Here is a 26,376-nt window from a genome sequence, read left to right on the forward strand (position 1 = left end):
ATTATAAGGGCTGTAATTTAAATTCGGTAGGCGTTAAATAACCCAATGTTCCATGAATACGGATGTTATTAAACCAATGAACGTAATCATTTAATTCAAGTTCCAGCTGATTAAGATTGGAAAAGTGAGTTTGGTTTGCGAATTCTGTTTTAAACACTTTGAATGTTGCTTCCGCTACAGCGTTATCGTAAGGACAACCCTTCATACTTAGTGAACGTTGAATATTAAATGTTTCAAGCGCTTCATCAATCAACCGATTATCAAATTCTTTCCCTCGATCCGTGTGAAACAGCTGTATGTCATTTAAATTTGCAGAAATGCTTGCTAATGCTTCATAGACAAGACTTGCAGTCTTGTTTTCTCCTACACTATGTCCAATAATTTCACGATTGAAAAGGTCTACAAATAAACATACATAATGCCACTTTCCACCGACACGAACGTATGTTAAATCACTTACAACGACAGCTAATTCTTTTTCTTGAATGAACGCACGTTTTAACTCGTTTCTTATAAGTGCCTCATTCGAACGTGATTTTTGCGGTTTAAATTGAGCCACAGTGTAGTTTGAAACTAAACCTAACGAATGCATTATGCGGCTAATTCGGCGTCTTGATACATGTTTAGGTTCAGCTAACTTTAATAATTCTCTTTTGATTTTACGCGTACCCTAATTATTACGGCTTTCTTTGAAAATCCGTTCAATTTCTTTTGAAAATGCGATGTCCTCTGTTTTTCGCTGCGAAGTGGCATCTAAATTTATATGATAATAATAGGTGCTCCTTTTAATCTCGAGGACGGCACACATTGCTGATACCGAATAAAGGTGAGCGTTATTACGAATCACATTTATTTTCGTCCCATGATCAGCGCCGCTTGCTTTAAAATATCATTCTCCATTAGTAACCGCTGATTTTCTTTACGTAATTTATCTAGTTCTATTTCATCTTCTGTTCGATTATCTTTAGCTGCGAACGAGCCAGTAGCTTGATGATTTTTAATCCATTTATCTAATCCCGAAGGGGTTAAATCATATTCACGAGCAATATCAGCACGTGACTTTCCATTTTCATAAAGCTTCACCATTTGCAGTTTAAATTCAGGCGTAAATGTTCGACGTTGACGTGGCATAGTAGCACACTCCTTTTTATTAGTAGTCTTAGTTTACAAGCCCTCATTTATTCTGTCTAACTTAGTGTAGCCTATCCAGAGTGCTGATAGTCAGATGAGTTTTATTTTCACTGATGCGAAAAAATATGAAATCATTGATATCCTCCCATCTAGAAGATTGCATCATCTCAGAGATTACTTTTTAAATTATTCATATGAAGCGAGAGCTTCTGTAAAAACGATTGTCACCGATATGAACGCCCCTTACGGGTCTTTAATTAAAGAGGTGTTCCCAAATGCAGATACCATCATCGATCGTTTTCATTTGTCCCAATTAGTAACACGTTCCCTTAATCAAACACGCATTCGCCTCTTTCGCCAATCGCTTAATTACGTTAAGATAGACTTAAGTGATAAAAAAAGGGGTTTGTGTATGATTGAAAAAACACGGTTTAACCAGCAACAAAACTGCTGGATTAATGTTAACACCACGCAAGAACATGATCTTAAAACATTATTTGCCACGTATGGGATTGATGAAGAAATCATCGGCTATTCGCTCGATAAGAACGAACGCGCCCACTTAGACTACGATAAAACGACGAATACCTTCGTCTTTATTTATAACGTTCCGAACCAAACAAAAATCGACAACCATTATGAAACAATCCCGATGACTTTTATCATCAAAGGCGAGACACTGATTACCATCTCCAACGACCGCAATCATTATTTAATCAGTAAGATGGCAGCGCTCCTAAAACAAAATGAGACGGTGTCTGTCTTTGGAATGCTGTTCAATAGTTTGCTAATGATTACCGATCAGTTTTTTCCATACGTTGAAGAACTTAATCTTGAACGTAACAAAGTCAGCCAACAATTAAAGGTCAAAACAACCAAAAAAACACTGCTGTCGCTGTCGGATTTAGAAACGGGTATTATCTTTTTCATCTCAGCATCGAAGCAAAATGTTGTTTTGCTCGAACAAATTAAAACCCATGCGATCTACAAAGAACTTGATGATGTCGAAATCGAAGAGCTTGGCGATGTCTTAATTGAAGCAAAACAATTGGTTGAGATGACCCAGTTGTCCGTCCAAATTTTGCAACAACTGTCAGGGACCTATAATAACATTTTGAACAATAACTTGAACGATACCATGCGGATTTTAACCGTGCTATCGGTGCTGTTAACAATCCCAACCGTGATTACGGGCTTTTTTGGAATGAACATGCCATTACCGCTTGAAAATAACGCCTTTGGTTGGTTAATCACGATTATTATCAGTGTGCTTGTCTGGTTGAGTCTGTCGTTTATTTTACGCAAAATGATGAACCGTTAACGAAGGAGGAATGAAGATGAAAATTGTCGTTTATTGTGGCGCAAGCACGGGCCAGAATCCCGCCTTTAAAACGGCGACACAGGCGTTAGGTCAGTGGATTGTCGCCGAGCAACATACGTTAGTCTACGGTGGCGGCAAGGTGGGCTTAATGGGACTACTAGCCGATACCGTCCTAGCTGGCGGTGCCAAAGTGATTGGGATTATGCCGACTTTTTTAGCGGAGCGCGAATTGAGTCATCCCCAGCTAACCGAGCTGCAACTCGTTGAGTCAATGTCAGAGCGTAAAAATAAAATGATTGCCTTAGGTGACTGTTACATTGCATTGCCTGGTGGACCAGGAACATTAGAAGAAATTGCCGAGGTGATTTCTTGGGCGCGGATTGGTCAACATCAAAACGCCTGTATTTTGTATAATGTGGCGGATTATTACACACCATTAGCTCAGTTCTATGATCAAATGGTGGCAAATGGTTTCTTAACGGCAACCGATCGATCCGTCACCTCATTTAGTAGTAATGTGACGGAGATTGCCGCATTTTTGAAAGACTATCAACCACCAGTTGTTCGACAGTACCAGAACCAAAGTGAAAGCAACCGGTTAGAAGCAATCAACTTGGAAGAAAAATAAAGTGTCATACGACGGATACTACCACCTGAGCCCTCTTTTGAGGGTTCTTTTTTTGCCTAAAAATAAACAATGTCACAGTTAGAAGTGACAAAGTTATGGCTACATTAGATTGTTCTGTGACAAAATCCGTTATATCATAAAGTTATGAAAGCGGTAACAAAATATCGCTAAAAAGAGATGAGGGATGACAATGACAACAGAAAAGGGAAATACACGTCAAGGGGTACAAAAGTTCGGTAACTTTTTAAGCTCGATGGTGTTGCCGAATATAGGTGCGTTTATTGCTTGGGGCTTAATTACAGCCTTATTTATTCCAGATGGTTGGCTACCGAACAAAGCGTTAGCTGAATTGGTAACGCCGATGGTGAACTACCTACTGCCATTACTCATTGGTTTCTCAGGTGGTAAACTGGTGCACGGCCATCGTGGTGGTGTTGTTGGTGCGATTGCCACAATGGGTGTCATCGTTGGGTCAGATGTGCCGATGTTCTTAGGCGCAATGATTATGGGACCACTTGCGGGTTACTTAATGAAAAAATTCGATGCCTTGCTTGAAGGCAAGATTAAAGCAGGTTTAGAAATGCTCGTTAATAACTTCTCTGCTGGTATTTTAGGCGGAATCTTAACGATAATCGGTCTTAAAGGTGTTGGACCAATTATGGCGGGGCTCAACAATGTATTAGCAAGCGCGGTTGATTGGATTGTTAATGCCAACCTATTGCCGTTGGCTTCAATCTTTATTGAACCCGGAAAAGTACTGTTCTTAAACAATGCAATTAACCAGGGGATATTAACACCATTAGGCGTACAACAAGCGGCTGATTCAGGAAAATCAATTCTGTTTTTACTTGAAGCAAACCCTGGCCCCGGTTTAGGTATTTTAATGGCCTTGAGTATTTTTGGTAGCGGTGCTGCCAAACGAACTGCACCTGGTGCAGCCATCATTCAATTTTTCGGTGGGATTCATGAAATTTATTTCCCATACATCTTAATGAAACCGGCCTTATTAATCGCTGCAATTGCTGGTGGAATGAGTGGCGTTTTCACCTTAACATTGCTCGACGGTGGTTTAATTTCACCCGCTTCACCAGGTAGTATTTTAGCTGTATTAGCATCAACACCTAAAGGCTTAGGTAATTATGGTGCAAACATTGCCGGCGTGGTAGTGGCAGCAGTTGTTTCTTTCCTTGTGGCAGCTCTAATCTTGAAATTCAGTAAAAAAAGTGACACATCAATTGAAGAAGCCAGTGAAAAAATGGCTGCAATGAAAGGTAAAGAAAGTAGTGTGGCAGGGCATTTTACAAACGAAGCGACGTCAGTCATTGCAGCAGATGTCAAAAAGATTGTGTTTGCCTGTGATGCAGGTATGGGATCAAGTGCGATGGGTGCTTCATTACTTCGTAAAAAAATCAAACAGGCCAACATTGCTGTAACAGTTACCAATACAGCTATTTCACAATTGCCTGAGGATGCACAAATTATTATTACACAACGAGAATTAACACCTAGAGCTACAACGAAGCGTCCGAATGCCCATCATATTTCAGTAGACAACTTCTTAGACAGTCCCGAATACGACAAATTAGTCGCATTATTAGCTCAAGGAGTGAAACCAACTGAAGCGGTCGTTAACCAAAGTGAGTCAACAACCAATCAAGCTATTTTAAATCAGGAAAACGTCTACCTTAATCAACGTTTTGCCACGAAAGAAGCAGCGATACGTTTTGCTGGTGAGAAACTCGTTGAAAAAGGCTATGTTTCTACTTCATATGTTGAGTCCATGCTTGTACGTGATGCCAATTTATCGACCTACATGGGTAACTTTGTTGCGATACCACACGGGACGGAAGCAGCGAAAGCAGCTGTCATTCAATCAGGCGTGGTGATTGTACAAATACCAGAGGGTGTCGATTTTGATGGCAATGAGACGAGACTATTATTCGCGATTGCCGGTGCTGACAATGATCATTTGGGTATTTTAGCAATGATTGCTGAAACGTGTGCGGATGTGGCAGCGGTGCATGCGATGGTCGCAGAAACCTCAGCAGCAGCTATCATTACACGACTCGAACAATAAGAGTGAAAAGCGCCTTCAGTTGAAGGTGCTTTCGTGGGTCGAGCGTTAAATGTTACGAAAATGTGTCTAATTGGTATACTTTAGTAAACTAAAGGAGGTGTGTTCGATGTTTTTAACAACACGTGAAAAGGTCATTTTAGAAACACTGGTTAAAAATAAAGCGGGCAATACGTTGGACTATTTTAGCTCACTTTTAAAAGTAAGCAGACGTACGGTGCAACGTGATTTTAAAACAGTGTCACATACATTGGCTCTTTTTCATCTGTCCTTGAGTAAGCGTGACCAAGAATTTTACATCGCAGGTACCAACGCGAACCTGTTTAAACTTGCGCAAGAATTACATCAGTCAGAAGCCTTTGACCAAACACCAGAAGAAAAAAATTGGCAGCTCTTAAAAACGTTAGCGCATCAAACAGCACCGTATAAATTGAGTAACCTCGCGTCAGAAATTGGTGTTTCGACGCAAACAGCAAGCACCTACTTAGAATCATTAAGCGACTGGTTACAGCCATTAAACGTTACGATAGAACGTTATCGTGGCAGTGGTATTCAACTGCGCGCAACCGAACGCAATAAACGCCAAGCCTTGGCCAGTTATTTACTGCAATATTTTGATGAGCAATTGATCGATGCCTTGTTTGAAATTGAACGTGACACCGCGACCGCGGATTGGTTCGACTACCTGCCAATTGCGTTAATTAAAGAAATTAATACGATTGAACGGAGCTATTTACAATCCTCACATTATGAAATGGCCGTTAATTCCTATTTGCGTTTTTTAATTCAATTAGTGATTGCGCTACAACGCAGTGAGGCCGGTTTTTTGATTGATGATGAGCCAATAACAATGCGCTTGTCTGATGATGCCTATCGTTTTGCCGCGACTTTTACAACGGAAATTTCACGTACCATCTCAAAGCGAGAAGAAGCAGAAATTGCAATGTTATGGCAAAGTGCTATTCAATTAAATGAAACGATGGGCGGCTATGATAGCTTGCTAATTACACGACTCGTTCAGCAACTGATTTCCCATGTATCAGAGCAACTTAATATCGACTTAACAGATGATTTTTCACTGTTTCAAGGTCTGTTAGCCCATATGCCGTCAGCGGTCTTTCGTTTTCAAAATAAAATAACGGTTCATAACCCGTTATCAGAAGACATTAGACGACAATACCCGCTGCTGTTTATGGCCATTGAAAAAGGGCTGCAAGAAGAATTGAATGGGCATAGCTTGGCGATTGATGAAATGGCATACATCGTCTTGCATTTCGGGTCAGCATTAGAAATGCGCAAAGAACAAATAGATATAGAGACGCTCATTATTTGTCCAACCGGTTTTGGGGCCTCAAAGATGTTATCGACCCGTCTCACAAAAGATATCCCCGAACTAACGCACCATGTCGTTGCGTCAATGGCAGAGATGCAAACAGTCGATTGGGATCAGTATGACATCGTGTTATCAACCGTGCGTTTACAGCACCCACCAAAAGCCTATTTGCTCGTTAATCCGTTGTTACCACAGCAAGACGTACACGCAGTACGCCGCTACATCAAAGAACAGTTACCTGTTATGATGGAGCGTAAAAAATATAGTGCCACTCGCGATAACGAGTACGCGGCAGTGACACAACCATTTGAGCAGTTTATAAGTGAGTTGGATGCCATCTTAAAGGCGGTTCATTCACTCTTAGATAATTTAAAGGTGACAACGATAACAGCACAACAGGATTACCGGCAACTTGTTGCTGACATGATAACAGCAATTACGCCGGACTTATTAACAGCGCAGCAAACAGCCATTTTTGAAAAAGTAATGTGGCGTGAAAAACAAGGTGGATTAGCGATACCTAATACAACGATGGCGCTGTTTCATACGCGCCATGCCGCTGTACAGCAGATGACATTGACGATTGTGCAAACAGCACAGACTTATGCGTTACAAGGGATGGATGCTAATCAATGGCCGGTGAGCACCTTTATTTTACTCTTAGCGCCGGAACACTTAAGTGCTGCCGAAACAGAGGTTGTTAGTACGATTAGCGCCCTGTTGATTGAAAGCACCGAGAGTACCCAAATCTTTTCGTCAGGTCAAGAACGTCTCATTCGCCCGCAGATTGAGCGGGCATTACAAAAAGTGATTGTAAATAAAACACAAAGGACTGATTTAGAATGAAAAAAGCAATTCATTATGGAGCAGGAAATATTGGTAGAGGATTTATTGGTGCGTTATTAAACGAAGCGGGTTATGAAGTGACCTTTGCTGATCTGAACGACAGTTTGATTCAACAATTAAATGATAAGCAGTCATATCAGGTGATTACAGCAGAAGAACAGCCGAAAATAAGTACGATTAAGCCGGTTTATGGTTTGAATAGTGGCACGCAAGCAGCAGCAGTCGAAGCCTTAATTGCCGAAGCGACTTTTTTAACAACTGCAATTGGTGCGGGAATATTACCGTTTATCGCGCCAGCAATCGCAGCGGCGTTAGCTAAACGAGTGACACTAACGTCAGAGCCACTCTATGTGATTGCCTGCGAGAACCAAATCAATGCCACTGATATTTTACGCGACGCTATCTTCACGCATGTGGATGAGGCTACTGCTAAAAAAATCAAGACACAGGTTCATTTTTGCAACTCAGCCGTTGATCGGATTGTGCCAGCACAACCTGACGGACTCGGGTTAGATGTACAGGTAGAGGCCTACTATGAATGGGTGGTTGAAAGTAAAACGACCTTACCAACTATTCCTGGTATGACAGTCGTGCCTGACTTAGCACCGTTCATTGAACGTAAATTATTTACTGTCAATACAGGTCATGCAGTTACTGCTTATTTGGGCTATGCTAAAGGGTATCACACCATTGATGAAACATTGAAAGATGAAGCTGTCTATCAGCAAGTTGCTGCGACTTTAGGTGAAACAGGCGCTTATTTAGTGAAACGCTATGATTTGAATGCTGCCGACCATGCAGCTTATATCAAAAAAATTATCCACCGTTTCGAAAATCCGTTGTTAGCAGATGGGGTTGATCGAGTTGGACGTTCGCCATTGCGTAAACTAGGTGCGCAAGACCGGTTAGTGCGTCCCGCAGTCGAGGCTGATAAATTAGGCTTGCCCCATCAAAATTTAGCGAAAGCGATTGTGGCGGCATTGCACTTTGATGATCCCTCAGATAAAGAAGCGATGACGCTTCAATCCTTATTACAAACACAAGGATTAGACCATGTGCTTCAAACGGTGTGTGAATTAAAAGAGACCAATCCATTATATCAAGAAATTATCGCGCAGTATTAGACGCACTTAAAAACGCACAGCTAAGCTAGAGGGTAGGCTATAACAGCCTTTCTATTTAGTCTTATCATCTCGTAAACAAAGTCACTGTCATAAAATCCGAAAGAAAAAGCAGTTTAATTTGACTTTGTCGACAATCTGGAACCCTTCATTTGAAGGGTTTTTTGTCGGGGTTTTCAGAAGAAATAGTTGCCGAAATATGCTATATTGCAATTATAACTATAGCTAAAAATAAAGAGGTTTTGAAAGGGGGAACCGTAATTGCACAATCAAACAAGGAAACCATGGGAGAAAGAAACCGACGAACAGCAACGGAAGGATGACCTGTATCAGCGCGCACAAAGTCTCTTTCAAGCGAAAGCACAACCGGTTGCAACGAGTAACGCAGTGCCAGAGCAAACAGCGAAACGACTGCAACGAAAGCTGAAGAAACAGGAGCGAAAATACCAACAGTTGCAACAAAATCTGGCAAAGAGCGATAAGCGCATGGCTAACTCTGAGCGGTTGGTGAAACAGCTTCAAAAAGAAAACAATCATTTTCAGCAAGAAGAAGAGCGTCTAGCAGCGATTATCAAGGGGTATCAAGCAGACGAACAGCAATTAACAGAGTTAGCAGCCGCGACACCGCTACACATTGCGAGTATGGCTGAGTTACTGACTTATTCGACCGAACTCATCAATGATAAGCAAGTTTTGGAAAAAAAGTTAGCGCAGGCGCAACAACGTATCGTTAAGGTGATTGCCAAAGCTAATCGACAGGTGGCTCATATACGGCAAATGGAGCAACATTTACGGCAAATTAATCGTCAACAAGACATTAAGGTTGAAGGATTACGTCAAACAAAAAATCGGCTCAAAGCCTCACAATTTAAAATGAAGATGAGACATACCGAGTTGCGTAAACAGCTGAAACAACAACAGCCAGAGCGAACAACGATTGTCGCAATGATTAAAAGCTTACGCGATCGCTTAGATGAGCGTACCTTTGAGCAGTACGGTCAGCTGAACCAATTACTCTACGAATACGATAGCGTGTTTAAACGGATGAATTTCGAAAACACAACGAATTATCGCTTTGGTTATTTTGTATTGGCCGAACAGGAACCTTTGTTTGTGGATGTGACGACCAATGATGTTTATTTTGTGAAAAGTCGCCCTGAAATGGCCCGCGATTTAGATGCGTGTAAGGCATTGATTGAGGAAAAACACGCGATGATTGTCTATTGCTATAGCAGTATCAATCAGTCAAAAAGTGAACGTCAGTTGATGAAGAAACCGCGCCAACAGACGATGAAACCGCCACTTAATCACGCCATGAAAAACAGACTTGCCAATTGCAGTTTTACACTAATCACAGCCAAACACGCGCATCGTTATCGTGACGCACTAAGGGTGTATACTAAAGATGTAAAGATTATTGATCCGTATGAAGTGAATCCCTCGCGTTTGTTTAAGCAGAGTCGTACCTTTGATTACGTGTTTGTCTTTTTAGACAGTTGCCCTCACAGCGTGACTGATTATTTAAAGGTACACCAGCAACAACACCGCATTCAAACATTTTATCGTGCCACACCCGAGATGGTAGTCGCGCGGGCAAACTATGTGGTATTGAATGATCCAGTGAGAACCGTTGTGGAAACAATAACATAAAAGATAAGCTTTAAAACTAACTTCTACTGAACTTAAGGTGGAAGTTTTTGTATTGTACTAGTAGGTTATTACTTTCTTTTTAGGAGTCATTCAAGGTATTCTTGAAAAAGGGTGTTTTAAAGAGATAATCATTGAGGGTTTAGGACCACAATAATAAAAAAGGATGAAAGAGGTTGAATGAATGAAAGAAACAAAAGCGATTGTAAAGACTTTACCGCTGGTAGTCGTAGCTATTTTTTTAATTGGGGTTAGTATTAACATGTTTTTAGGACCACATCATATTGCAGCTGGGGGTGTTAGTGGTATCGGCATCTTAGTTGAATCAGTGTTTCAGATTGATCGGGCGCTGACTGTACTTATTTTAAACTTACTTATGCTCGTGTTAACGTACATCTTTTTAGGCAAACCAGTTTTTATTAACACGGTTATTGGCAGCATGTTATTACCTGTATCATTAGCTATTGTCCCAGAAGTGATGGTGACGACTGATATTTTCTTATCCGTTACATTCGGTAGTGCAATTTTTGCAGTGGGTGTTGCAACTTTGTATAAAATCGGGGCATCGGGTGGCGGTACAACGATTCCGCCACTTATTTTCAAAAAGTATTTTGGTCTCAATACAGCGATTGGTCTATTTGTGACTGATATTATTATCGTCATTTTTAATATTTTCGTATTCAGTATGGAAGCCTTCTTTTATGCGGTGCTTTCTTTAATTATTACGTCTATCGTCATGAGCTATATTGAAACTGGGATTAAACGTAAAACAGCAGTGATGATTATGAGTCAAGCACACACCGAAGCAATCAAGCAAACGTTGCTTCATGACTTAAATCGAGGCGTGACTGTTTTTGGTGTAACAGGTGGTTATACGGATGAACAAAAAAATATGCTGATGGTCATCGTTAGCAATCAACAGTACCAAAGTTTGTTGCAAACAATCAAAGGGATTGATCCAGATAGCTTTGTGATTGCATATAATGTGTCAGAAGTACATGGTCTCGGCTTTAATTACTATTCAGTTGTTTAAGAAAATGAAAAAAGTAGTAAACCGCAATGGTTTACTACTTTTTTGTACAACTATGAAATAAACTGAATCGAATTTTCAAGTGTTAGCAACTTATCGAGATAGGCCCGCTGTTCCAGCCGTTTTAAGTCACCGTTTTCAAAGCGGGCTTGCAACTCTTCACGTTCCATTTGAATCGCATCTTGTAACCATTCATCAAAATTGGTGTCTTGTTCAGGTTGATCAGTAGTATGCGAGGCTTTAATCCGTGCATAACGTAGCAGGTAAAAATCGATAATCATATTCTGGTCGTCCGTCTTTTCAGCCTCGCGTAATTGTACTAACACATAGTTACGGTTGCTTTCACGTAAAAGCACAATTTCAGCACGGCGGTTCGTTGGCAGCAACAAATGCTGCGAAAAGTCATTTTTCATAACATTCGCCATGAAATGTCGCTTTTGATATTGCGTTTTTTTAGTGAGACGATACAACCGATGATTTAAGCGGCGTAAATAATTAAAGGCCACCAGCACACTGATTTGTTTCGTGTTTAATAAGTGGAGGGTGTTGGTGTATTTCCAATGTAACACTTTCGTCATCACTTCTTCTTGTTGCTGGGAAAAATCATCACGATCAGATAAAGACAAGAGGCGATCGTTATACATCTTAATCACTTTGCCAAGCACCGTTTTATTCGCGGTAGTCAGTTGTGCTTTTAACTGTGCAATCACTGTTTGTAAAATAGCGATCTCGGTTTCATTGTTTTTTATGAGTTCAACTTTTTTCTCTGCAAACAAGGGCATTGTAAAGTTAGCGAGTAATAAGGTAACTAAAATAACCCCACTGGCAATGCTAATCAATAACTCGCGTGCTTCGAACACAGCGCCATTATTCAAGACGAGTGGTAAACTGAGTGCACTGACAAGCGTAATTGTGCCACGGACGCCTGAGACGGTGTAGAGCAGGCTTTGTTTCAGACTGAAGGACTCTTCAAAATTGCGGATTGCTAAGAAACAAAGGAAGCGACAGAAGAGCAAAATGAAGGCAATCACTAACACATAAATAAACACTAAACGATTATCGATGAACTGATTGTGCCAGACAACCGAGGTAATGTGCGGTAATTGCGTTCCTAATAAAATAAAGACAAGTCCATTTAAATTGAACGATAGAATCGACCATGTGCTTTTTGATAAAACATTTAGCTGTGCTTTATCGAGCTTGATGCTCTTATAATGGTACGAATAGACAATTCCACCCGCCACAACGGCTAGAATACCGTTCACACCGCATTCTTCGGCGACAAGGTAAATCGCAAACGGCAGTAAAATTTCAAACAGAATAAAGGAGACATTGTTTTGAATCCCGAGGTTTTTTAACCAACGTAAGAATAAAATCGCTAAAAAGCCTAAAATCAAACCGACGGCAATCCCGCCTAGTGAGATTAAAAAGAAGCTTGTTACGGCTGTTGTCATTGAAAAGACTCCAGTTAAGAGGGCGGCTGCGGCAAACTGAAATGAAACCAGACCCGAAGCATCATTGATTAAGGATTCACCTTCTAAAATATGCAACATCCGTTTCGGCATTTTGACCTTATCAGCCAATGAACTCACAGCGACGGCATCAGTTGGTGCCAGTGCAGCAGCAAGGGCGAAACAAGCCGCCCACGGTAAGGTTGGGATGATAAAATGAATGAACCAACCTAAGGCGCCGACTGTCACAAAGACTAAGCAAATCGAGAGAATGAAAATCGCTTTTTTTTCTTTGAAGAACGATTTTTTATCCACATTGACACCATCGTTAAAGAGCAACGGAGCAATGAACAATAACATAAATAGTTCAGGCGAAAGTTCTAAGTAAGTGTGCGGTAAAATGAGCGAAAAAAGGCCTCCTAGCACAATCTGAATAATGGGAACCGCAATAAAGGGTAAAAAACGTTGGAGAATGTTAGATGCTAAAATTAAGGCGAGCATCACAAGTATTGTTTCAAATATTTCCATAAGCACCTCTTCGAGTAATAAAGTAATGTATCTTCCTTAAGGATACTGTGTTACTAAATCATCGTCAAGAAATGAATGTTTACACGGACTAGTATTAGAGCCAAAAGGTGGGATAGTGACGTGTACTACTTAGATTGTTAAAAAGAAGGGCACAGATTACGAGCAAACAAGAGCCTGCTAAAACGGGGAAAAAGAGATAAGACCAGGAAGCGTTTGCACAGATGATGACAATGGGTGTTGCCCCAGCAGGTGGATGGCTTGTTTTAGTCAGTTGCATGACGATTAAAGACAGGCCAACAGCTAGCGCTAGCTGATAGGGTGTGTGAGGTATTAGCTGCAACACGGTTAATCCGACTAAAGCAGCTAAGAAATGGCCACCAATAATATTACGTGGCTGTGAGAACGGTGCATTCCAAGCCCCGAACGCAAGGACACAACTGGCTCCGAAGGGTGCCATCAACCAAGGTAGGTTTATTAAGTTAGTGAGAAGAGAGAGCAGAAAGAGGGTAAGAAAGGCGCCACAACCGTTGAAACAGACACTCTTGTAACGGTAAGTCAGTGGGCTGCGGGCACTGGTGTGCATTTTTTTGAAGTAATCCATGAGGCAACACTCCTTTTTGCCCAGTATAAAAAAGGCAGATACAAAAGTCAACAGATAAGCGGTGGTTGCCCTCCGAAAAAAGATGTGCTATAGTTAAGGGACTAATTAAATACGAAAACATTTCTAGGGTTCCGTAACTTCATCGTTAGTCTGGTCCGAGAGAAATGCGCAACGGTTGCCGTTGTGACACGGAAGGACAAAAGCCTGGGAGAAACGAATTTTCGTTTTTCTTAGGCTTTTTTTTGAGGAGGTGGAAACAATGAGTAAAAGTACGTTATTAATTATTTTAGCTGCCATCGCGGAAGTGGGCTGGGTGATTGGCTTGAAACATTCGAGTAATGTGTGGGAGTGGCTCTTAACAGTCGTTTGTATCGTCGTATCGTTTGGACTCTTAATTAAGGTGAGTGCAACCAATAGTGTCAGTACAACCTATGCGTTGTTTGTCGGTCTAGGCACGTTAGGGACAGTTGTAACAAGTGTCGTTTTATTTGGTGAAGCGATGACTGTCTTAAAAACAGTCTTACTCGTCGTCTTAATGACGGGTGTGATTGGTTTGAAATTAGCAACAACAAAAACGAAAGGATGATGACAAATGGCTTGGCTTTTATTAATTATCGGCGGGTGCTTTGAAGTCGTCGGTGTCTCGAGTATTAACCGCTTAGTGGCAAAACGGAATGCGCAGAACATGCTCTTGTTAGTTGTTGCGTTTGCACTTAGTTTTTTATTATTGTCATTGGCGATGAACACCATTCCAATGGGAACAGCCTATGCAGTCTGGACGAGTATTGGGACAGCGGGATCGGCCTTGATGGGGATGTTTTTCTTTGGTGACTCTAAAAGCGTCAAACGAGTCTTTTTCATCGGCTTAATCATTGCCGCAACGGTCGGCTTGAAATTGATTTCATAAAAGGAGATGCGAATTTGGTCACAGTGCGGTAAAATACTAGATGAGACATAAATCAGATAGTAAGGCTGTGATCTAACCATGAGTTACCGTAATTACCGTCGCACGAGTACGAAAAAAACGGCGAAAGCTTATCAAAAACCGACCAAACTACCCGCAAGTTTTGTGGTGGTCGATTTTGAGACGACCGGTTTAAGTCCTGAGCGTCATCAAGTGATTCAAATTGGGGCCGTTAAATATGAGAATGGTCAACAAGTCTCGACTTATTCGAGTTACATTAATCCCTTTGAAGCACTGTCTGACACAATTGTACGCATCACTGGCATCACCGATGAGATTTTGGCAACCGCACCAGCAGTTGAAGACGTGTGGCCGGACTTTTTAGCCTATATCGCCGGCTATACCATAGTGGCACATAACGCGTCGTTCGATATGAAGTTTTTACTGGCAACTTCCTGTGATCTACGACTTGAAGAAGTGACATATCACGTATTGGATACAGTACCGTTAGCACGTAAATACTTTGATACACCGAATCATAAGCTTGAAACGCTTAAAAATCACCTAGGATTAGATAATCAATCGCATGATGCCTTAGAAGATTGTATCGTCACAGGGAAGGTTTACATGATGTGTTGGCAAAAAACACCGGAACGTGGGCGAAGCGGCACATTAGGCAAAGCGGCTGTCATACCGCAAAAAGCATCAACCGATAGCTTTAGTGAGGATGAACTGCGCTTGTACCAAAGTTTGAATGTGTTTTTACAAGGGCAACGGATGGCGAGTTTTTTTGCGGTAAAACATGTCGGTAAAACATTTAGCCTCGAAGGTTACTTTACCTTTGCCCGCATTACCTGTAATTCAAAGTCACAATTTATCAGCCTGCGTGGTAATCAGGAAACATTTACGATTGCGTATCCAAATGCGATTATTCAAGCAGCACCTAAATCAGACTGGGGTACATTTCGGGTGACGATAACGCATTTGGCGGATGTCCTTATTTACCGTGACTTCTTAATTGATTGTTACCTCCGAAATGTGACCCGTCTTAAACGAGAGATTGATGCTCAAAAAATTGTCGAGCAAGACTGGCGTAAATATCAATTGCTTAAACAACAGGTTGACGAAGCGGCCGGTAATCGTTGAAATCATTTTTTGTAATTGAATCGTTCACTTATGAAAAAGCCCGTTAACCCTTGGGGTTAATGGGTTCAGATTGTAGACAAAGTCTAAACAGTCTTCATTTTCTTTGAAATGCTATTACAGTGACTTTGTCTACGAGATGATAAGACTGAATAGAAACGTTGTTATATCCTCTCGTTTAATCAGCTAACTTCTATGATATTTCATGGAAACTAGCGACGGTAAATAGTCGCTCTTCTTTTCCATTCCAATATCTTTAAAGTTGAACGAGCTGATTTTACTTTCGTTCTAGTAAGAAACACGAGCCTTTGAGGTGAGTGTACAGATGGTACTCGACTCCGATAAGGCGAGGCATTGATGACCTAGAACAGCGTTTATCTTCAGCCTCAGCCCGTTAACCCTTGGGGTTAACGGGCTTTTTACTGCGGAAAAGAGCAGTGCACGCTGCACTTTTTGACAACGCTTACATTGTTTGTTATGGTGAGGATGAAATAGCTAATCAATTGAAGAGGGGTGTTGAAGATGAGTCGAGCGATTATAATTGATACTGATCCGGGAATCGATGATGCGATTGCCTTAGCGATTGCAACAGCGTCAGATGCATTGGATGTGAGGTTAATTACGACGGTAGCTGGTAATGTTAGTTTAAGCAAGGTGACCGCCAACGCATTAAAACTGTTGGCGTTGTTTAAGAAAGAGATTCCCGTTGCAAAAGGTGCGGTACGACCGTTGCTGCGTGACGCGATTGATGCAAGTGAAGTGCATGGCGAAACAGGGATGGATGGCTATGATTTTCCAGCCCCAGCGACGCATTTACTGTTAGAAGAGACTGCCGTTCAGGCGATGTACCGCGAGTTGCTGAGTGCAGATGAGCCGATGACGATTGTAGCGATTGGTCCGTTAACGAATGTGGCGATGCTGTTAAGAGAATTCCCGCTGGCGAAGGATAAAATTGCCGAGATTGTGTTAATGGGTGGGGCAATTGGGCGCGGCAATGCCGGAGTGTTAGCCGAGTTCAATATCTTTGTTGATCCAGAAGCAGCTGACATTGTGTTTAGGAGTGGGATACCGCTTGTAATGGCGCCGCTTGATGTCGGTTGGAAAGCGATTGTCACCCCTGAGGACAGTGCCATCATTAAGGCAATGCATCCTGTAGGTGAGATGATTTTTAGCATTTTGCAACGTTATCGTGGTGCGTCAACCAAAGGGGGAGCAACAATGTATGACAGCTGCGCGATTGCTTATTTACTCGCACCAGCTATGTTCACAACACAGGATGTGCATGTGGCAATCGAAACGACAGGGCAATACACAGCCGGTGCGACAGTCGTTGATTTGAATGGCTTAAGCGGTCAAAGCGCAAATGTGAAAGTATGTGTTGATATTGACCCGGTACAATTTAAACACTGGTTTATAGCAGGTTTGGCGAAGTGTAAATAGTAAAACTTGACAGTGTTATTTTAATAGTGTCTAATATACCTATAGGGGTATATTAGGAGGGGTAAGATGTTTTCGTTTTTTAAACAAGTGCCACACATAGCAACAACCGACTTAGCGGCACGATTGACACGTACAACAACAGTGTTAGATGTTCGTACGCCCGTTGAATTTAAGTCAGGTCATATTAAAGGTGCCAAGAACATACCATTACACGTTGTTGAAACATATGTCGGCAATAAGACAGAACCACTCTATGTTATTTGTCAGTCGGGTATGCGCAGTAAACAGGCTGTGAAACGACTCCAACGCTTAGGTTATCAGGCGATTAATGTGACTGGTGGCATGAATCAATGGCGTGGTAAACTAAAATAAAAACGGCAATAAAACACAGCAAAGAGAGCGAGAGCTTTAATGCATGTGTTTTATTGTTTTTTCAGTTATAATGTAAACGGTTACAAAATAAAGGGGGCGAGTTATATGTACAGAACAGAGAATGATAGTGTCGGCAGTATGTCGATACCGACAACAGCCTATTACGGTGTTAATGCCGCGCGGGCACAAGCGAATTTTCAAATTACAGGGCAGCGATTAGAGCCGGATTTCATTCGAAGTTTAGCCGAAATAAAGAAGGCTGCAGCCTTAGCCAATGCTGAGTTAGGAATGATTCGTGTTGATGTGGCTCACGCGATTGTCGCAGGAGCAAATGAGGTATTGCTTGGCTTATTACATGACCAGTTTATTGTCGATCCGATGCAAGGTGGGGCTGGCACGAGCAGCAACATGAATATTAACGAAGTATTGGCCAATCGCGCCATTGAATTGTTAGGTGGCAAAAAAGGCGATTATACACGCGTCAGCCCGAATGATGATGTTAACCGAGGCCAATCGACGAACGATGTATATCCGACCGCGGGCAAATTAACACTGTTAAAAAAAATCCCCCTCTTACATGCTCAACTCGAACGAATGGCCCTCGTCCTCTTGCAAAAAGCAGAGCAGTTTAAGGCAGTCAAAAAAATTGGGCGCACACAATTAAGTGATGCCGTCCCGTTGACACTCGGGCAAGAATTTCATGCCTATTATTCGCTCGTTAAACGTCACATTAAGCGCCTCGCACAGGCAAAGAGTGAAATACTGACATTAAATATGGGAGGGACGGCAATAGGAACAGGTATTTCAGCGCATCCACGTTTTAGTGCAACCTTTATGCCGATTATTCGTGAGCTAACAGGTGAAGAATTAGAGCTGGCCGATGATTTAATTGATGCAACGCAAAATGTCGAGTGCTATGCAGTTATCGCGGATGTATTAAAGGTGATTGCGATTAGCCTGTCTAAAATAGCTAACGACATACGCCTGCTCTCATCAGGCCCTCGTTCCGGTATCGGCGAACTGATTATGCCAGTGAAACAAAACGGCTCGTCAATCATGCCTGGTAAAATTAACCCGGTCATTCCAGAAATCGTCAATCAATGTGCCTTTATTGTCGCGGGTAATAGTGTGACCGTGGCGATGGCAGTTGAAGGCGGTCAATTAGAACTGAATGCCTTTGAACCCGTTATTTTTTATAAACTCTTTGAATCGTTTGATGTGCTAGAGGCGGCTGTGAAAACTTTTGTCGACAATTGTTTAAGTGGTATTGAGGCCAATGAACCCCGTTGTCATGAATTGCTCGAACGGAGTCTCTATCTATCGACCAAATTGGCTGAAACTGTCGGTTATGCGGTCGCCTCCGATTTAACGAAAGAAGCAGTTGCTTCAGGTAAAACATTAAAAGAGGTAGCCGCTGCGAAGGGAATTGAAACAGATATGTTTGATGCTGTGCCGTTAGGGTGATTTGTCGAATGGTTATCAAAACGGTATAATAAAGACAGTTAAGAGCAGAAGGGATAGATGAAGATGTCTGAGCATGAAATCACGTTTAGAATGGCGACAAGAGCAGATGTTCCCTTAATATTAGACTTTATTAAAGGCCTTGCAGCTTACGAGAAAATGAGCGATGAAGTGGTCGCGACCGAAAGTTTATTAACTGAATGGTTGTTTGACAAGCAGGCAGCCGAAGTGCTGATTGGTGAATATGAGCACGAAGCGGTTGGTTTTGCGCTGTTCTTTTATAGTTTTTCGACATTTCTTGGTAAAGCGGGTATCTATTTAGAAGACCTCTATGTGTTACCGGAACATCGGGGCAAAAAATTCGGTAAAAAATTCATTCAACGACTGGCACAAATTACAGTCGAACGAGATTGTGGTCGCTTAGAATGGTGCTGTTTGGACTGGAATGAGCCAAGTATTGCCTTCTATTTAGCAATGGGTGCAGAACAAATGAACGACTGGACGACCTATCGTCTATCCGGCGAACGCTTACAACAATTAGGTCAATAGTTACAGAAAAAAATCGGTAAAAATAACCCTTAACAAATAGGTCATCGTGGCTTATAATTGAATAGGAAAAAACATCGAAAAATAAATGGAAGAGAAGTGGATAAAATGGGTCGTAAATGGGCTAATATTAAAGATAAAAAAGCAGCAAAAGAACAAACAACGAGTAAGGTTAATGCGAAGTTTGGTCTAGAACTTTATGTGGCAGCGAAACAAGGAGATCCTGATCCATCGACTAACCGTAAATTACATGCCGTTATTGAACGTGCAAAAACATATAACGTTCCGAAACACATTATCGATCGTGCAATCGAAAAAGCGAAAGGCTCTAGTGATGAAACATACGCTGAATTACGTTACGAAGGCTTTGGGCCAAGTGGTGCAATGATTATCGTTGATACGTTAACAAACAACGTTAACCGTACAGCTGCTGAAGTACGTTCAGCTTTCAACAAAAACGGTGGGAACATGGGTGTATCAGGCGCAGTGGCTTACATGTTTGATAACACAGCGATGTTCGCTTTTGAAGGCAAAGAAGCCGATGCGATTTTTGAATTGTTGTTAGAAAATGATATCGAGATTCGTGATGTTGCAACTGAGGGCTCACAAGTCATCGTTTATGCTGAACCAGAAGATTTCCACAAAGTACAAACGGTCTTAAAAGCCGATGGCGTTGAAGAATTCACGGTAGCAGAAACAGAGATGATTGCTCAAAATGAATTATCATTGTCAGCTGATGATCTTGTAATGTTTGAAAAATTAATTGACGCATTAGATGAATTGGAAGATGTTCAAAAAATTCACCATAATGTAAGTTTCGAGTAACAACGTTGATATGACGCGGTTTCATCCATATCTCAACCGCTTTTTTGTTTGAAAAGGGGCAGAAACAAGTCTATTTTATAGGCTTGTTTTTTTATTTACTCATAGTAGCCAGTCGAAGTGGTGTTTGTTATACTGAATGATGTATCGAGAGAGGATGCTGCCAATGCATTACGTAATCGTCACGCTCTGTCTCCTCATCATGTTTGTTAGTTGGTTTAGTGGACCAAAAACGCCATTATGGCTGCGAGTTCTAACGCTTGTCCTTGTGCTGCTCATTGCGGTGAGAGGATTACTACTATAACGTGAAGGAGGAATGAAAATGAATATAACAATGAGTCAGGCAGTAGTAGACAGCCTCTGTGTAGGCGCAACGACCAAAGTCATCACGCTCTATTACACGTATGAATCACTTAATAGTTGCTCGTGTAGCGATGCTGGGCTCTTTATCCTCAGTTGTTCTAACGCGCCATTAGCTCCTTATGATCGTCCCTTAAAGCGTTCGTATCCGCCGGTGTTTACCAATGTCTTTAGTCTTACTTTTATGGAAGAAGAGATGGTGTTGACCCGTGATTCAGCATCGGGCCGTCTTATTTTAAGCGGTCAAAGTGGTATTTTATCACCGAATGTCAAGGTGCTAACTCATAATTAAAAGATCTAATCAATCTATATATAATAAGATATAAACTGGTTTAGTTTGAATAAAACTATTTTTATAAAACAACATAAAAAGATTGACAACGCTTACACGATGGAATTATACTCGTGGTAAGTTAATCGATGCGTAATGAGACGATGAGAACCGCAGAATCCTAAAAAGAGAGGAGGCTGTGGTTTTTTTGTTGAACGACGCAATCAGTTGACTAATTTGTAAAACGAAAGGAGCGAATATGAAAAAAATTATTGCACATCGAGGGCTGTCACTGCGATACCCCGAAAATTCAGTGGCCGCGTTTGAAGCAACACACCGTTATGGGGTCGAATGGTTAGAAACTGATATTAGTATTTTAGGTGATGGCACAGTTATCATCATGCACGATGATACGTTGGATCGTACAACCAATCAGAGCGGTCATTTAGCAGAATTGAGCGCTGCTGATATTGCAGCGACAAGCGTTGGTGAATGGTTTGGTACGGCCTTTAAAGATGAACCGATTCCACGATTGGCAGATTTAATTGCCTGCTTAAATCGGACGAAACTAAATATCAATTTTGAATTGAAGGCAGTCGTTGGCAACCGAGGCAATGAACTTGCAGATGAGGTGGTGGCGCAATTGGCAGAGGCAATAACACAGTTGAATCCTGCCATCAAAATTAGTATTTCTAGTTTTAATCCGTTGATGCTCTTAAAAATGAAAGCCTATCATCCTGATTTAGATTATGCGGTGTTATTTGAAACACATACATTAGAAGCAGATTGGCCGCTCATTATGGCTGCAGTAGGGGCGCGGGCAATCCATCTAGAAAACGAAGGGTTGAGTCAACACGTTGTGCAAACAGCTGTTTCGTTAGGCTATGAAGTCAATGTTTGGACGGTGAATACGCGTGAGCGCACTAATGAATTGTTTAATTGGGGCGTCACCGGTGTTTTTAGTGATAAGGCAGATGAACTGTTGTCATTAACAAAGAAGGAGTGGATGAGTCATGAAAGGCTTACTTAAAAAAGCTGGATTCAGTTCCAAAAATCAGTTCATCGGCTTCTCGATGGTCGTGTTAGCAGGTCAAATTGTGTACTCCGCTTTTGAAGCTTTTAAAGGCACCTTCTATGATGTGCTCCTTGAAGTGCTACAAGTGAATAATACCGAACTTGGTATCATTTTTAGTTTAATTGGAATTTCAATCTTCTTTTATGTACCAGCTGCCTGGTTAAACAACCGCTTTTCGATTAAATCACTATTAGTCGTTGGTCTCCTCATTCGGATGTTTACCACCTTCATCATTATCTTTTTCACACCAAGTTTTGCCGTTTTAAAGGTGATTGCCTTTATTTGGGGTGTCGTTGAAGCTTTTTTCTGGCCAGCGGTTTTGAATGGTGTCGTATTGCTGTCGGCCCCCGATAAAAAAGGAATTGCCTTCGGGATATTAGAATCGGCACGGCGGGCGCTTGAAATGGTAATGAACTTATTGATTGTCGCTGTGATGGCCTTGTTTGGAGGAATTGCAATTTTTAAAGGTGGGATGTTGGCTTATAACTTACTGATTATTCCACTCGTGCTTTATATTATTAAATATGTGCCTGTTAATGGCATTGCTGCTGAACAAAAACAACCCAAAACAAAGTCACTGGATGCCCTCAAAGGGTTATTACATGTCATTAAAATACCGACGGTGTGGTTATCATCGGTGGCGGGCTTAACGATTTATTGGTCATACATTAACTTGATTTACACAGTTCCTTATTTACAAGCGGTCTTTGGTATTTCACGTGGCCAAGCGGCCATCTTTGGGATTATTAATACCGGTGCGATGGGTGTGCTATCGGGGGCAATTGCTGGTTTGTTGGCCGATTATGTCTTTAAATCATCGGCAAAAATGATTTTTGTATCATTGGTGATGACGTTCGTGACCCTTGGATTGACGATGGTTATTCCAAAAACCCCTGATAAAATCGGCTTGAGTATCGCCTTGTTAATGCTGTTCTCCTTCTCGATTTTCTTGGCTAAAAGTGTCATTTTAGCTCCAGTGGCAGAGGCGGGAATATCAGAGAAGTATTCAGGGTCAGCCATGAGCATCGGGTCGTTTGCAACATACGCCCCGGTGTTTTGGGCCTATAGCTTAAACGGTCATATTATCGATAAGTTTGTGGCGGGCGATGCCTATCAAACGATTTTTAAAATCGGTACCGCAGTCGCCTTACTCGGTGTAATCAGTGCACTTTTATTGGTGATTGTCAGTGAAAGGGCTAAGAAAAAACGCAACGTCAGTGCAGGATAAGAACGGACTCTAAAAAGGTTAGTTGTTCATTTCAAACACACGGACTTCAAGCATAGGCAAGGTGATAAAAGCACCCGAAGGGGATTCGTACGTATAGTGCCCTTCGGAGACACCGTAACTTGTAATTTCATCACCTTTTGAGAGCGGTTGTTGAGCCAATTGTTCGTCTGGAATCGTAAGGATGATTATTTTGGTGCTGTCATCGTCGATTTGGAAGTGGCAGAGCGAATATTCAGACCCTTTTAAAATGGCGATGATTTTGCCAGAAAAACGAATTCTTGCTTTGATATAACGATTAGGCTCATCGACTAACTGTTGATAGGTGATGTTATGTTGGTAGTTATGTTTGTTTTTATCATCGGCTTCTTTTTTTAAGTTCGCTTGAAAAGAACGAAAGTCGGAAGTTGCTGTTGTGTCTTCTGGAGCTGTTGGTTGACTCTTAGCCGTACACGCACTAAGTGCAAACAGACATAGTAAGGAGAAGATGATTTTGTTGAATGGAATCGTTAAAACCTCCAATGTCGAATGTAAAAATCCTTTACTCTATTAGTATACAACAGTAATTCTGAGATGTAAGCCTTTTATTGTCAAAATAAGCGTTATATGGGTTTATGATGCATCTGGAGCATGGTATACTGTTGATATTGTATTTAGAGAAAGAGGATGGCTGAAAATGGAACAAACGTATCAACGAACGATCTTACAACAGGTATTCACTTGGTTAAGTTTCCTTGTTTTGACGGCTTTAGCGTTGTTTTTAGCAGTTAACTACCAAGCGTTACCAAAGATTGTGCCGATGCATTTTAATTTTGCGGGTGAGATAGACGGTTATGCTGGTAGAGCGAGTGTGTGGCTTTTGCCGATTATAGGGTTTCTGATGTGGTTGCTGTTATTTGTTATTGGTGCTCACCCGGAAAAACATAATTACATGTTTTTAACAGAGGCTAACAAACGGGCACAGTATCGCTTATCATGCACGATTGTTGCGGGTAGTAATCTCTTTATTAGTCTCGTTTTTATGATTATTACGTTGGCGATTTTACAACAAAATGATTTGAAAAATGATCCAATTTTATTCACTTCTTTTTTAACCTTAATCGGGCTAGGCATAAGCGGTATCGGCTACATGATTTATCGCTTAATAGGCTTTAAAAGAACACGGACTAATTAAAAAAATACCATTGAAGGACGCGGATTTTAGCGTGCTCCAATGGTATTTTTAATTGGCTCTATGTCAAATAGTGTTGTTATTCAAAATTTAGTAAAATAAGTCATTTTTGCAGCTATCTTTTTTGGTAGTTGCTTTTTTTGTAGTCATTCCTAATGTGAAGGACGCTTTCTGCGGGTGACGCTTCATCCTCCGCGCTCCGCTGTGGGGTATTCAGCTGCCACTTTTCCCGCTAGAGTCGCCTTCACAAACGTCATGACACTGCACGTTTATTATTGAGGCTCTCGCGTATTAAAAGACAGTAAAAGAGTCAATTAATTACGAGTTGGGAGCGATGCGTTTATGATTGAATCCGAGTAGAATCCTGTTTCTGAAATTTGAAAAGTTACGGTAACCAAACGAAATCCGTTTAATCACTTTTATTTTGTTATTGATCCCTTCTAAATGCCCGTTGGAATCCTCGTATTTAAAGCTATTTCCAATTGAAGGTAAATGCTTGTTTAATGTTTTTAAACTGCGTTTCAGTTGTAAAGACATGAAAGGTTTTTTAGTCTGAATCAGTGATTGGTAAGCAGGGGAATTTTTGTGTTGTACCGCAATCAGTAATTGCTGTGCTAGTTCGTATGTTTCTTTGAATTCAACATCCAGTGTCATAAAGTAATCGATGATTCCTGTCGAACTTTTTTGTCCGTTAAATAAACGATGATAGCGATAATCAAAATCGCTTAAGTCTGTTTTGTTTTTGAGAAGTAATTTCCAATACGCTTTGAGTTTACGATAAATCTTTTTATCTTCTGAGTTTGGAGTATCATAACGGTTCATGAGTTTAATACGTGTTTGATTAAGGGAGCGTGTTAATAATTGGGACAAATGAAAACGATCGATGATGCAATCTTCTAGATGGGAGGATATCAATGATTTCATATTTTTTCGCATCAGTGAAAATAAAACACATCTGACTATCAGCACTCTTTACCGATTTGAATTCATCCATTGAAAGATGTAGTGGAAGCCTTTGATAGTTCGGTTTGAATTGAGGAGACCATTGGTGTAAAGCACGATTAACAGTAGTTGTTGTAACACTCTGTCTAAAAGCGATATCTTTTTCAGAAGTAATAAACTGTCCTTCGGCAGCTAGTGTTTGGATGACACGTTTGGAGATAAAACAATTTCGTTTTACCATCGAAGTTGAAGCGATAAAGGTTGTTTTACATCCTTTACATAAGAAGCGTTGCTTCTTTAAAAAGAGATAGGTTGGAAGGTTATTTGTTTTAGGGAGTGTGATACGTGATAGTTTAGTTCCGTGTTTAATGAGTTTAACTGTTTTATTATTAAAGCCGCAATTCGCACACCGTGAGTGTGTGTAAGAGCGTGTACCAAAATAACAAGTGCTTAAAACACCTTTAATTAACTGAGTTAAACACCATGTTTTTGGAAAAGAAATAGTTTCATCTGTAATTCCAGAGGGATTTGCGATATTATTACAAGTGATACCTGATATTGTCGAATCCCCCTTATAAATTTGTTGTGGTGACTTAATATTATAGGGATTTTGAAAATGTTGCTATTTTTTTGCGAAAAAATAGGCATCAGTGAAAATTCACCAACACCATAAATTATAGAACCTTTTAATTTAACAGAGCAAAGATATAGGTTTCAAGCAGAGCAGCTTTAATAATAAGCGGCACAAACAGGCTGAGATAAACTTTCATTATAACAAGTTGTTGTTGTGATAAACTTGCTGCCAAAGGAACACGTGTGCACAGCACTTTTAATTTGGCACGAATTAGCTTATTTAACGCATAGAGAAACACCGCGAGGATAAGTTTGCTACCGATGACCATATCTAATTTTGTGATTGATTATAGTTAGTGT

At 41.0% G+C, this 26,376-nt stretch carries 24 protein-coding genes, 2 pseudogenes and 1 riboswitch; of the genes and pseudogenes, 19 read left to right on the top strand and 7 right to left on the bottom strand.

Features of this window, described 5'->3' with window-relative positions; translation table 11 throughout:
- Position 1 precedes the first annotated feature (1 nt).
- A pseudogene (locus ACJYYY_RS04980) lies at positions 2–1,131 on the bottom strand (IS3 family transposase).
- A gap of 94 nt (positions 1,132–1,225) precedes the next feature.
- On the opposite strand from ACJYYY_RS04980, the gene ACJYYY_RS04985 reads away from it, so the two are divergent.
- The 7 genes from ACJYYY_RS04985 (at position 1,226) to ACJYYY_RS05015 (ending at position 11,134) form a co-directional block, all read left to right on the top strand.
- The gene (locus ACJYYY_RS04985) at positions 1,226–2,452 is read left to right on the top strand and encodes a CorA family divalent cation transporter (protein WP_408869186.1); all 1,227 of its coding nucleotides are present in this window, start codon (positions 1,226–1,228) and stop codon (positions 2,450–2,452) included.
- Positions 2,453–2,468: 16 nt separating this feature from the next.
- Positions 2,469–3,080, top strand: a complete 612-nt coding sequence (locus ACJYYY_RS04990) for a TIGR00730 family Rossman fold protein (RefSeq protein ID WP_051457018.1) — start codon at positions 2,469–2,471, stop codon at positions 3,078–3,080.
- Between the two features lie 190 nt (positions 3,081–3,270).
- A complete protein-coding gene (locus ACJYYY_RS04995) occupies positions 3,271–5,157 on the top strand; it encodes a PTS mannitol transporter subunit IICBA (RefSeq protein WP_035315221.1) in 1,887 nt (628 codons plus the stop codon).
- 106 nt (positions 5,158–5,263) lie between these two features.
- Positions 5,264–7,333, top strand: a complete 2,070-nt coding sequence (locus tag ACJYYY_RS05000) for a BglG family transcription antiterminator (protein ID WP_408869187.1) — start codon at positions 5,264–5,266, stop codon at positions 7,331–7,333.
- The gene (locus ACJYYY_RS05005) at positions 7,330–8,457 is read left to right on the top strand and encodes a mannitol-1-phosphate 5-dehydrogenase (protein ID WP_035315203.1); all 1,128 of its coding nucleotides are present in this window, start codon (positions 7,330–7,332) and stop codon (positions 8,455–8,457) included. The genes ACJYYY_RS05000 and ACJYYY_RS05005 overlap by 4 nt, the downstream gene beginning before the upstream one ends.
- Before the next feature lie 258 nt (positions 8,458–8,715).
- Entirely contained in the window at positions 8,716–10,104 is a 1,389-nt protein-coding gene (locus ACJYYY_RS05010; protein ID WP_408869188.1) for a hypothetical protein, read from the top strand.
- Positions 10,105–10,285: 181 nt separating this feature from the next.
- A complete protein-coding gene (locus ACJYYY_RS05015; protein WP_408869189.1) occupies positions 10,286–11,134 on the top strand; it encodes a YitT family protein in 849 nt (282 codons plus the stop codon).
- A gap of 50 nt (positions 11,135–11,184) precedes the next feature.
- Here ACJYYY_RS05015 and ACJYYY_RS05020 read toward each other — a convergent pair whose 3' ends face one another.
- On the bottom strand, positions 11,185–13,110 hold the full coding sequence (locus ACJYYY_RS05020; RefSeq protein WP_408869190.1) for a Na+/H+ antiporter: 1,926 nt from the start codon (positions 13,108–13,110) through the stop codon (positions 11,185–11,187).
- A 94-nt stretch (positions 13,111–13,204) separates the two neighbouring features.
- A complete protein-coding gene (locus tag ACJYYY_RS05025) occupies positions 13,205–13,711 on the bottom strand; it encodes an HPP family protein (RefSeq protein WP_051457020.1) in 507 nt (168 codons plus the stop codon).
- A gap of 112 nt (positions 13,712–13,823) precedes the next feature.
- Positions 13,824–13,924, top strand: a riboswitch (guanidine-I (ykkC/yxkD leader).
- Between the two features lie 46 nt (positions 13,925–13,970).
- Here ACJYYY_RS05025 and ACJYYY_RS05030 point away from each other — a divergent pair.
- From ACJYYY_RS05030 to ACJYYY_RS05080, 11 genes are all read left to right on the top strand, one after another.
- Positions 13,971–14,297, top strand: a complete 327-nt coding sequence (locus tag ACJYYY_RS05030) for a multidrug efflux SMR transporter (RefSeq protein ID WP_035315207.1) — start codon at positions 13,971–13,973, stop codon at positions 14,295–14,297.
- Between the two features lie 6 nt (positions 14,298–14,303).
- Entirely contained in the window at positions 14,304–14,618 is a 315-nt protein-coding gene (locus tag ACJYYY_RS05035) for a multidrug efflux SMR transporter (RefSeq protein ID WP_035315208.1), read from the top strand.
- A gap of 78 nt (positions 14,619–14,696) precedes the next feature.
- Positions 14,697–15,761, top strand: a complete 1,065-nt coding sequence (locus tag ACJYYY_RS05040; protein ID WP_051457021.1) for an exonuclease domain-containing protein — start codon at positions 14,697–14,699, stop codon at positions 15,759–15,761.
- Between the two features lie 519 nt (positions 15,762–16,280).
- Positions 16,281–17,198, top strand: a complete 918-nt coding sequence (gene rihC / locus ACJYYY_RS05045; RefSeq protein WP_035315210.1) for a ribonucleoside hydrolase RihC — start codon at positions 16,281–16,283, stop codon at positions 17,196–17,198.
- Positions 17,199–17,264: 66 nt separating this feature from the next.
- The gene (locus ACJYYY_RS05050) at positions 17,265–17,570 is read left to right on the top strand and encodes a rhodanese-like domain-containing protein (protein WP_035315211.1); all 306 of its coding nucleotides are present in this window, start codon (positions 17,265–17,267) and stop codon (positions 17,568–17,570) included.
- Positions 17,571–17,675: 105 nt separating this feature from the next.
- Positions 17,676–19,034, top strand: a complete 1,359-nt coding sequence (locus ACJYYY_RS05055; protein ID WP_408869191.1) for an aspartate ammonia-lyase — start codon at positions 17,676–17,678, stop codon at positions 19,032–19,034.
- 63 nt (positions 19,035–19,097) lie between these two features.
- Entirely contained in the window at positions 19,098–19,580 is a 483-nt protein-coding gene (locus ACJYYY_RS05060; protein ID WP_035315225.1) for a GNAT family N-acetyltransferase, read from the top strand.
- Between the two features lie 105 nt (positions 19,581–19,685).
- Positions 19,686–20,402, top strand: coding sequence for a YebC/PmpR family DNA-binding transcriptional regulator (locus tag ACJYYY_RS05065; RefSeq protein ID WP_035315213.1), 717 nt, complete (start codon positions 19,686–19,688; stop codon positions 20,400–20,402).
- Between the two features lie 319 nt (positions 20,403–20,721).
- Positions 20,722–21,051, top strand: a complete 330-nt coding sequence (locus tag ACJYYY_RS05070) for an iron-sulfur cluster biosynthesis family protein (RefSeq protein WP_035315214.1) — start codon at positions 20,722–20,724, stop codon at positions 21,049–21,051.
- A gap of 238 nt (positions 21,052–21,289) precedes the next feature.
- Positions 21,290–22,060, top strand: coding sequence for a glycerophosphodiester phosphodiesterase family protein (locus ACJYYY_RS05075; protein ID WP_035315215.1), 771 nt, complete (start codon positions 21,290–21,292; stop codon positions 22,058–22,060).
- Entirely contained in the window at positions 22,044–23,333 is a 1,290-nt protein-coding gene (locus ACJYYY_RS05080) for an MFS transporter (protein WP_035315217.1), read from the top strand. Before ACJYYY_RS05075 ends, ACJYYY_RS05080 begins: the two co-directional genes overlap by 17 nt.
- Before the next feature lie 18 nt (positions 23,334–23,351).
- On the opposite strand, the gene ACJYYY_RS05085 is transcribed toward ACJYYY_RS05080, so the two are convergent.
- Positions 23,352–23,852 carry a hypothetical protein gene (locus ACJYYY_RS05085; RefSeq protein WP_408869192.1) on the bottom strand — a complete coding sequence of 167 codons (501 nt, stop codon included), beginning with the start codon at positions 23,850–23,852 and terminating at the stop codon, positions 23,352–23,354.
- Between the two features lie 154 nt (positions 23,853–24,006).
- On the opposite strand from ACJYYY_RS05085, the gene ACJYYY_RS05090 reads away from it, so the two are divergent.
- Positions 24,007–24,504, top strand: a complete 498-nt coding sequence (locus tag ACJYYY_RS05090; protein WP_035315218.1) for a DUF1648 domain-containing protein — start codon at positions 24,007–24,009, stop codon at positions 24,502–24,504.
- A gap of 315 nt (positions 24,505–24,819) precedes the next feature.
- Here the strand turns inward: ACJYYY_RS05090 and ACJYYY_RS05095 are convergent, their stop codons facing one another.
- From ACJYYY_RS05095 to ACJYYY_RS05105, 3 genes and pseudogenes are all read right to left on the bottom strand, one after another.
- Positions 24,820–25,437 (bottom strand): transposase, encoded by a 618-nt coding sequence (locus ACJYYY_RS05095; protein WP_408869193.1) that lies wholly within the window; start codon positions 25,435–25,437, stop codon positions 24,820–24,822.
- Entirely contained in the window at positions 25,343–25,684 is a 342-nt protein-coding gene (locus ACJYYY_RS05100) for a transposase (RefSeq protein ID WP_035315888.1), read from the bottom strand. Before ACJYYY_RS05100 ends, ACJYYY_RS05095 begins: the two co-directional genes overlap by 95 nt.
- Positions 25,685–25,723: 39 nt before the next feature.
- Positions 25,724–26,041, bottom strand: a pseudogene (locus tag ACJYYY_RS05105) (hypothetical protein); the annotation flags it as partial.
- Between the last annotated feature and the right edge of the window lie 335 nt (positions 26,042–26,376).

Source organism: Brochothrix campestris (assembly GCF_046058945.1).
In the GTDB taxonomy this organism is placed as follows: domain Bacteria; phylum Bacillota; class Bacilli; order Lactobacillales; family Listeriaceae; genus Brochothrix; species Brochothrix campestris.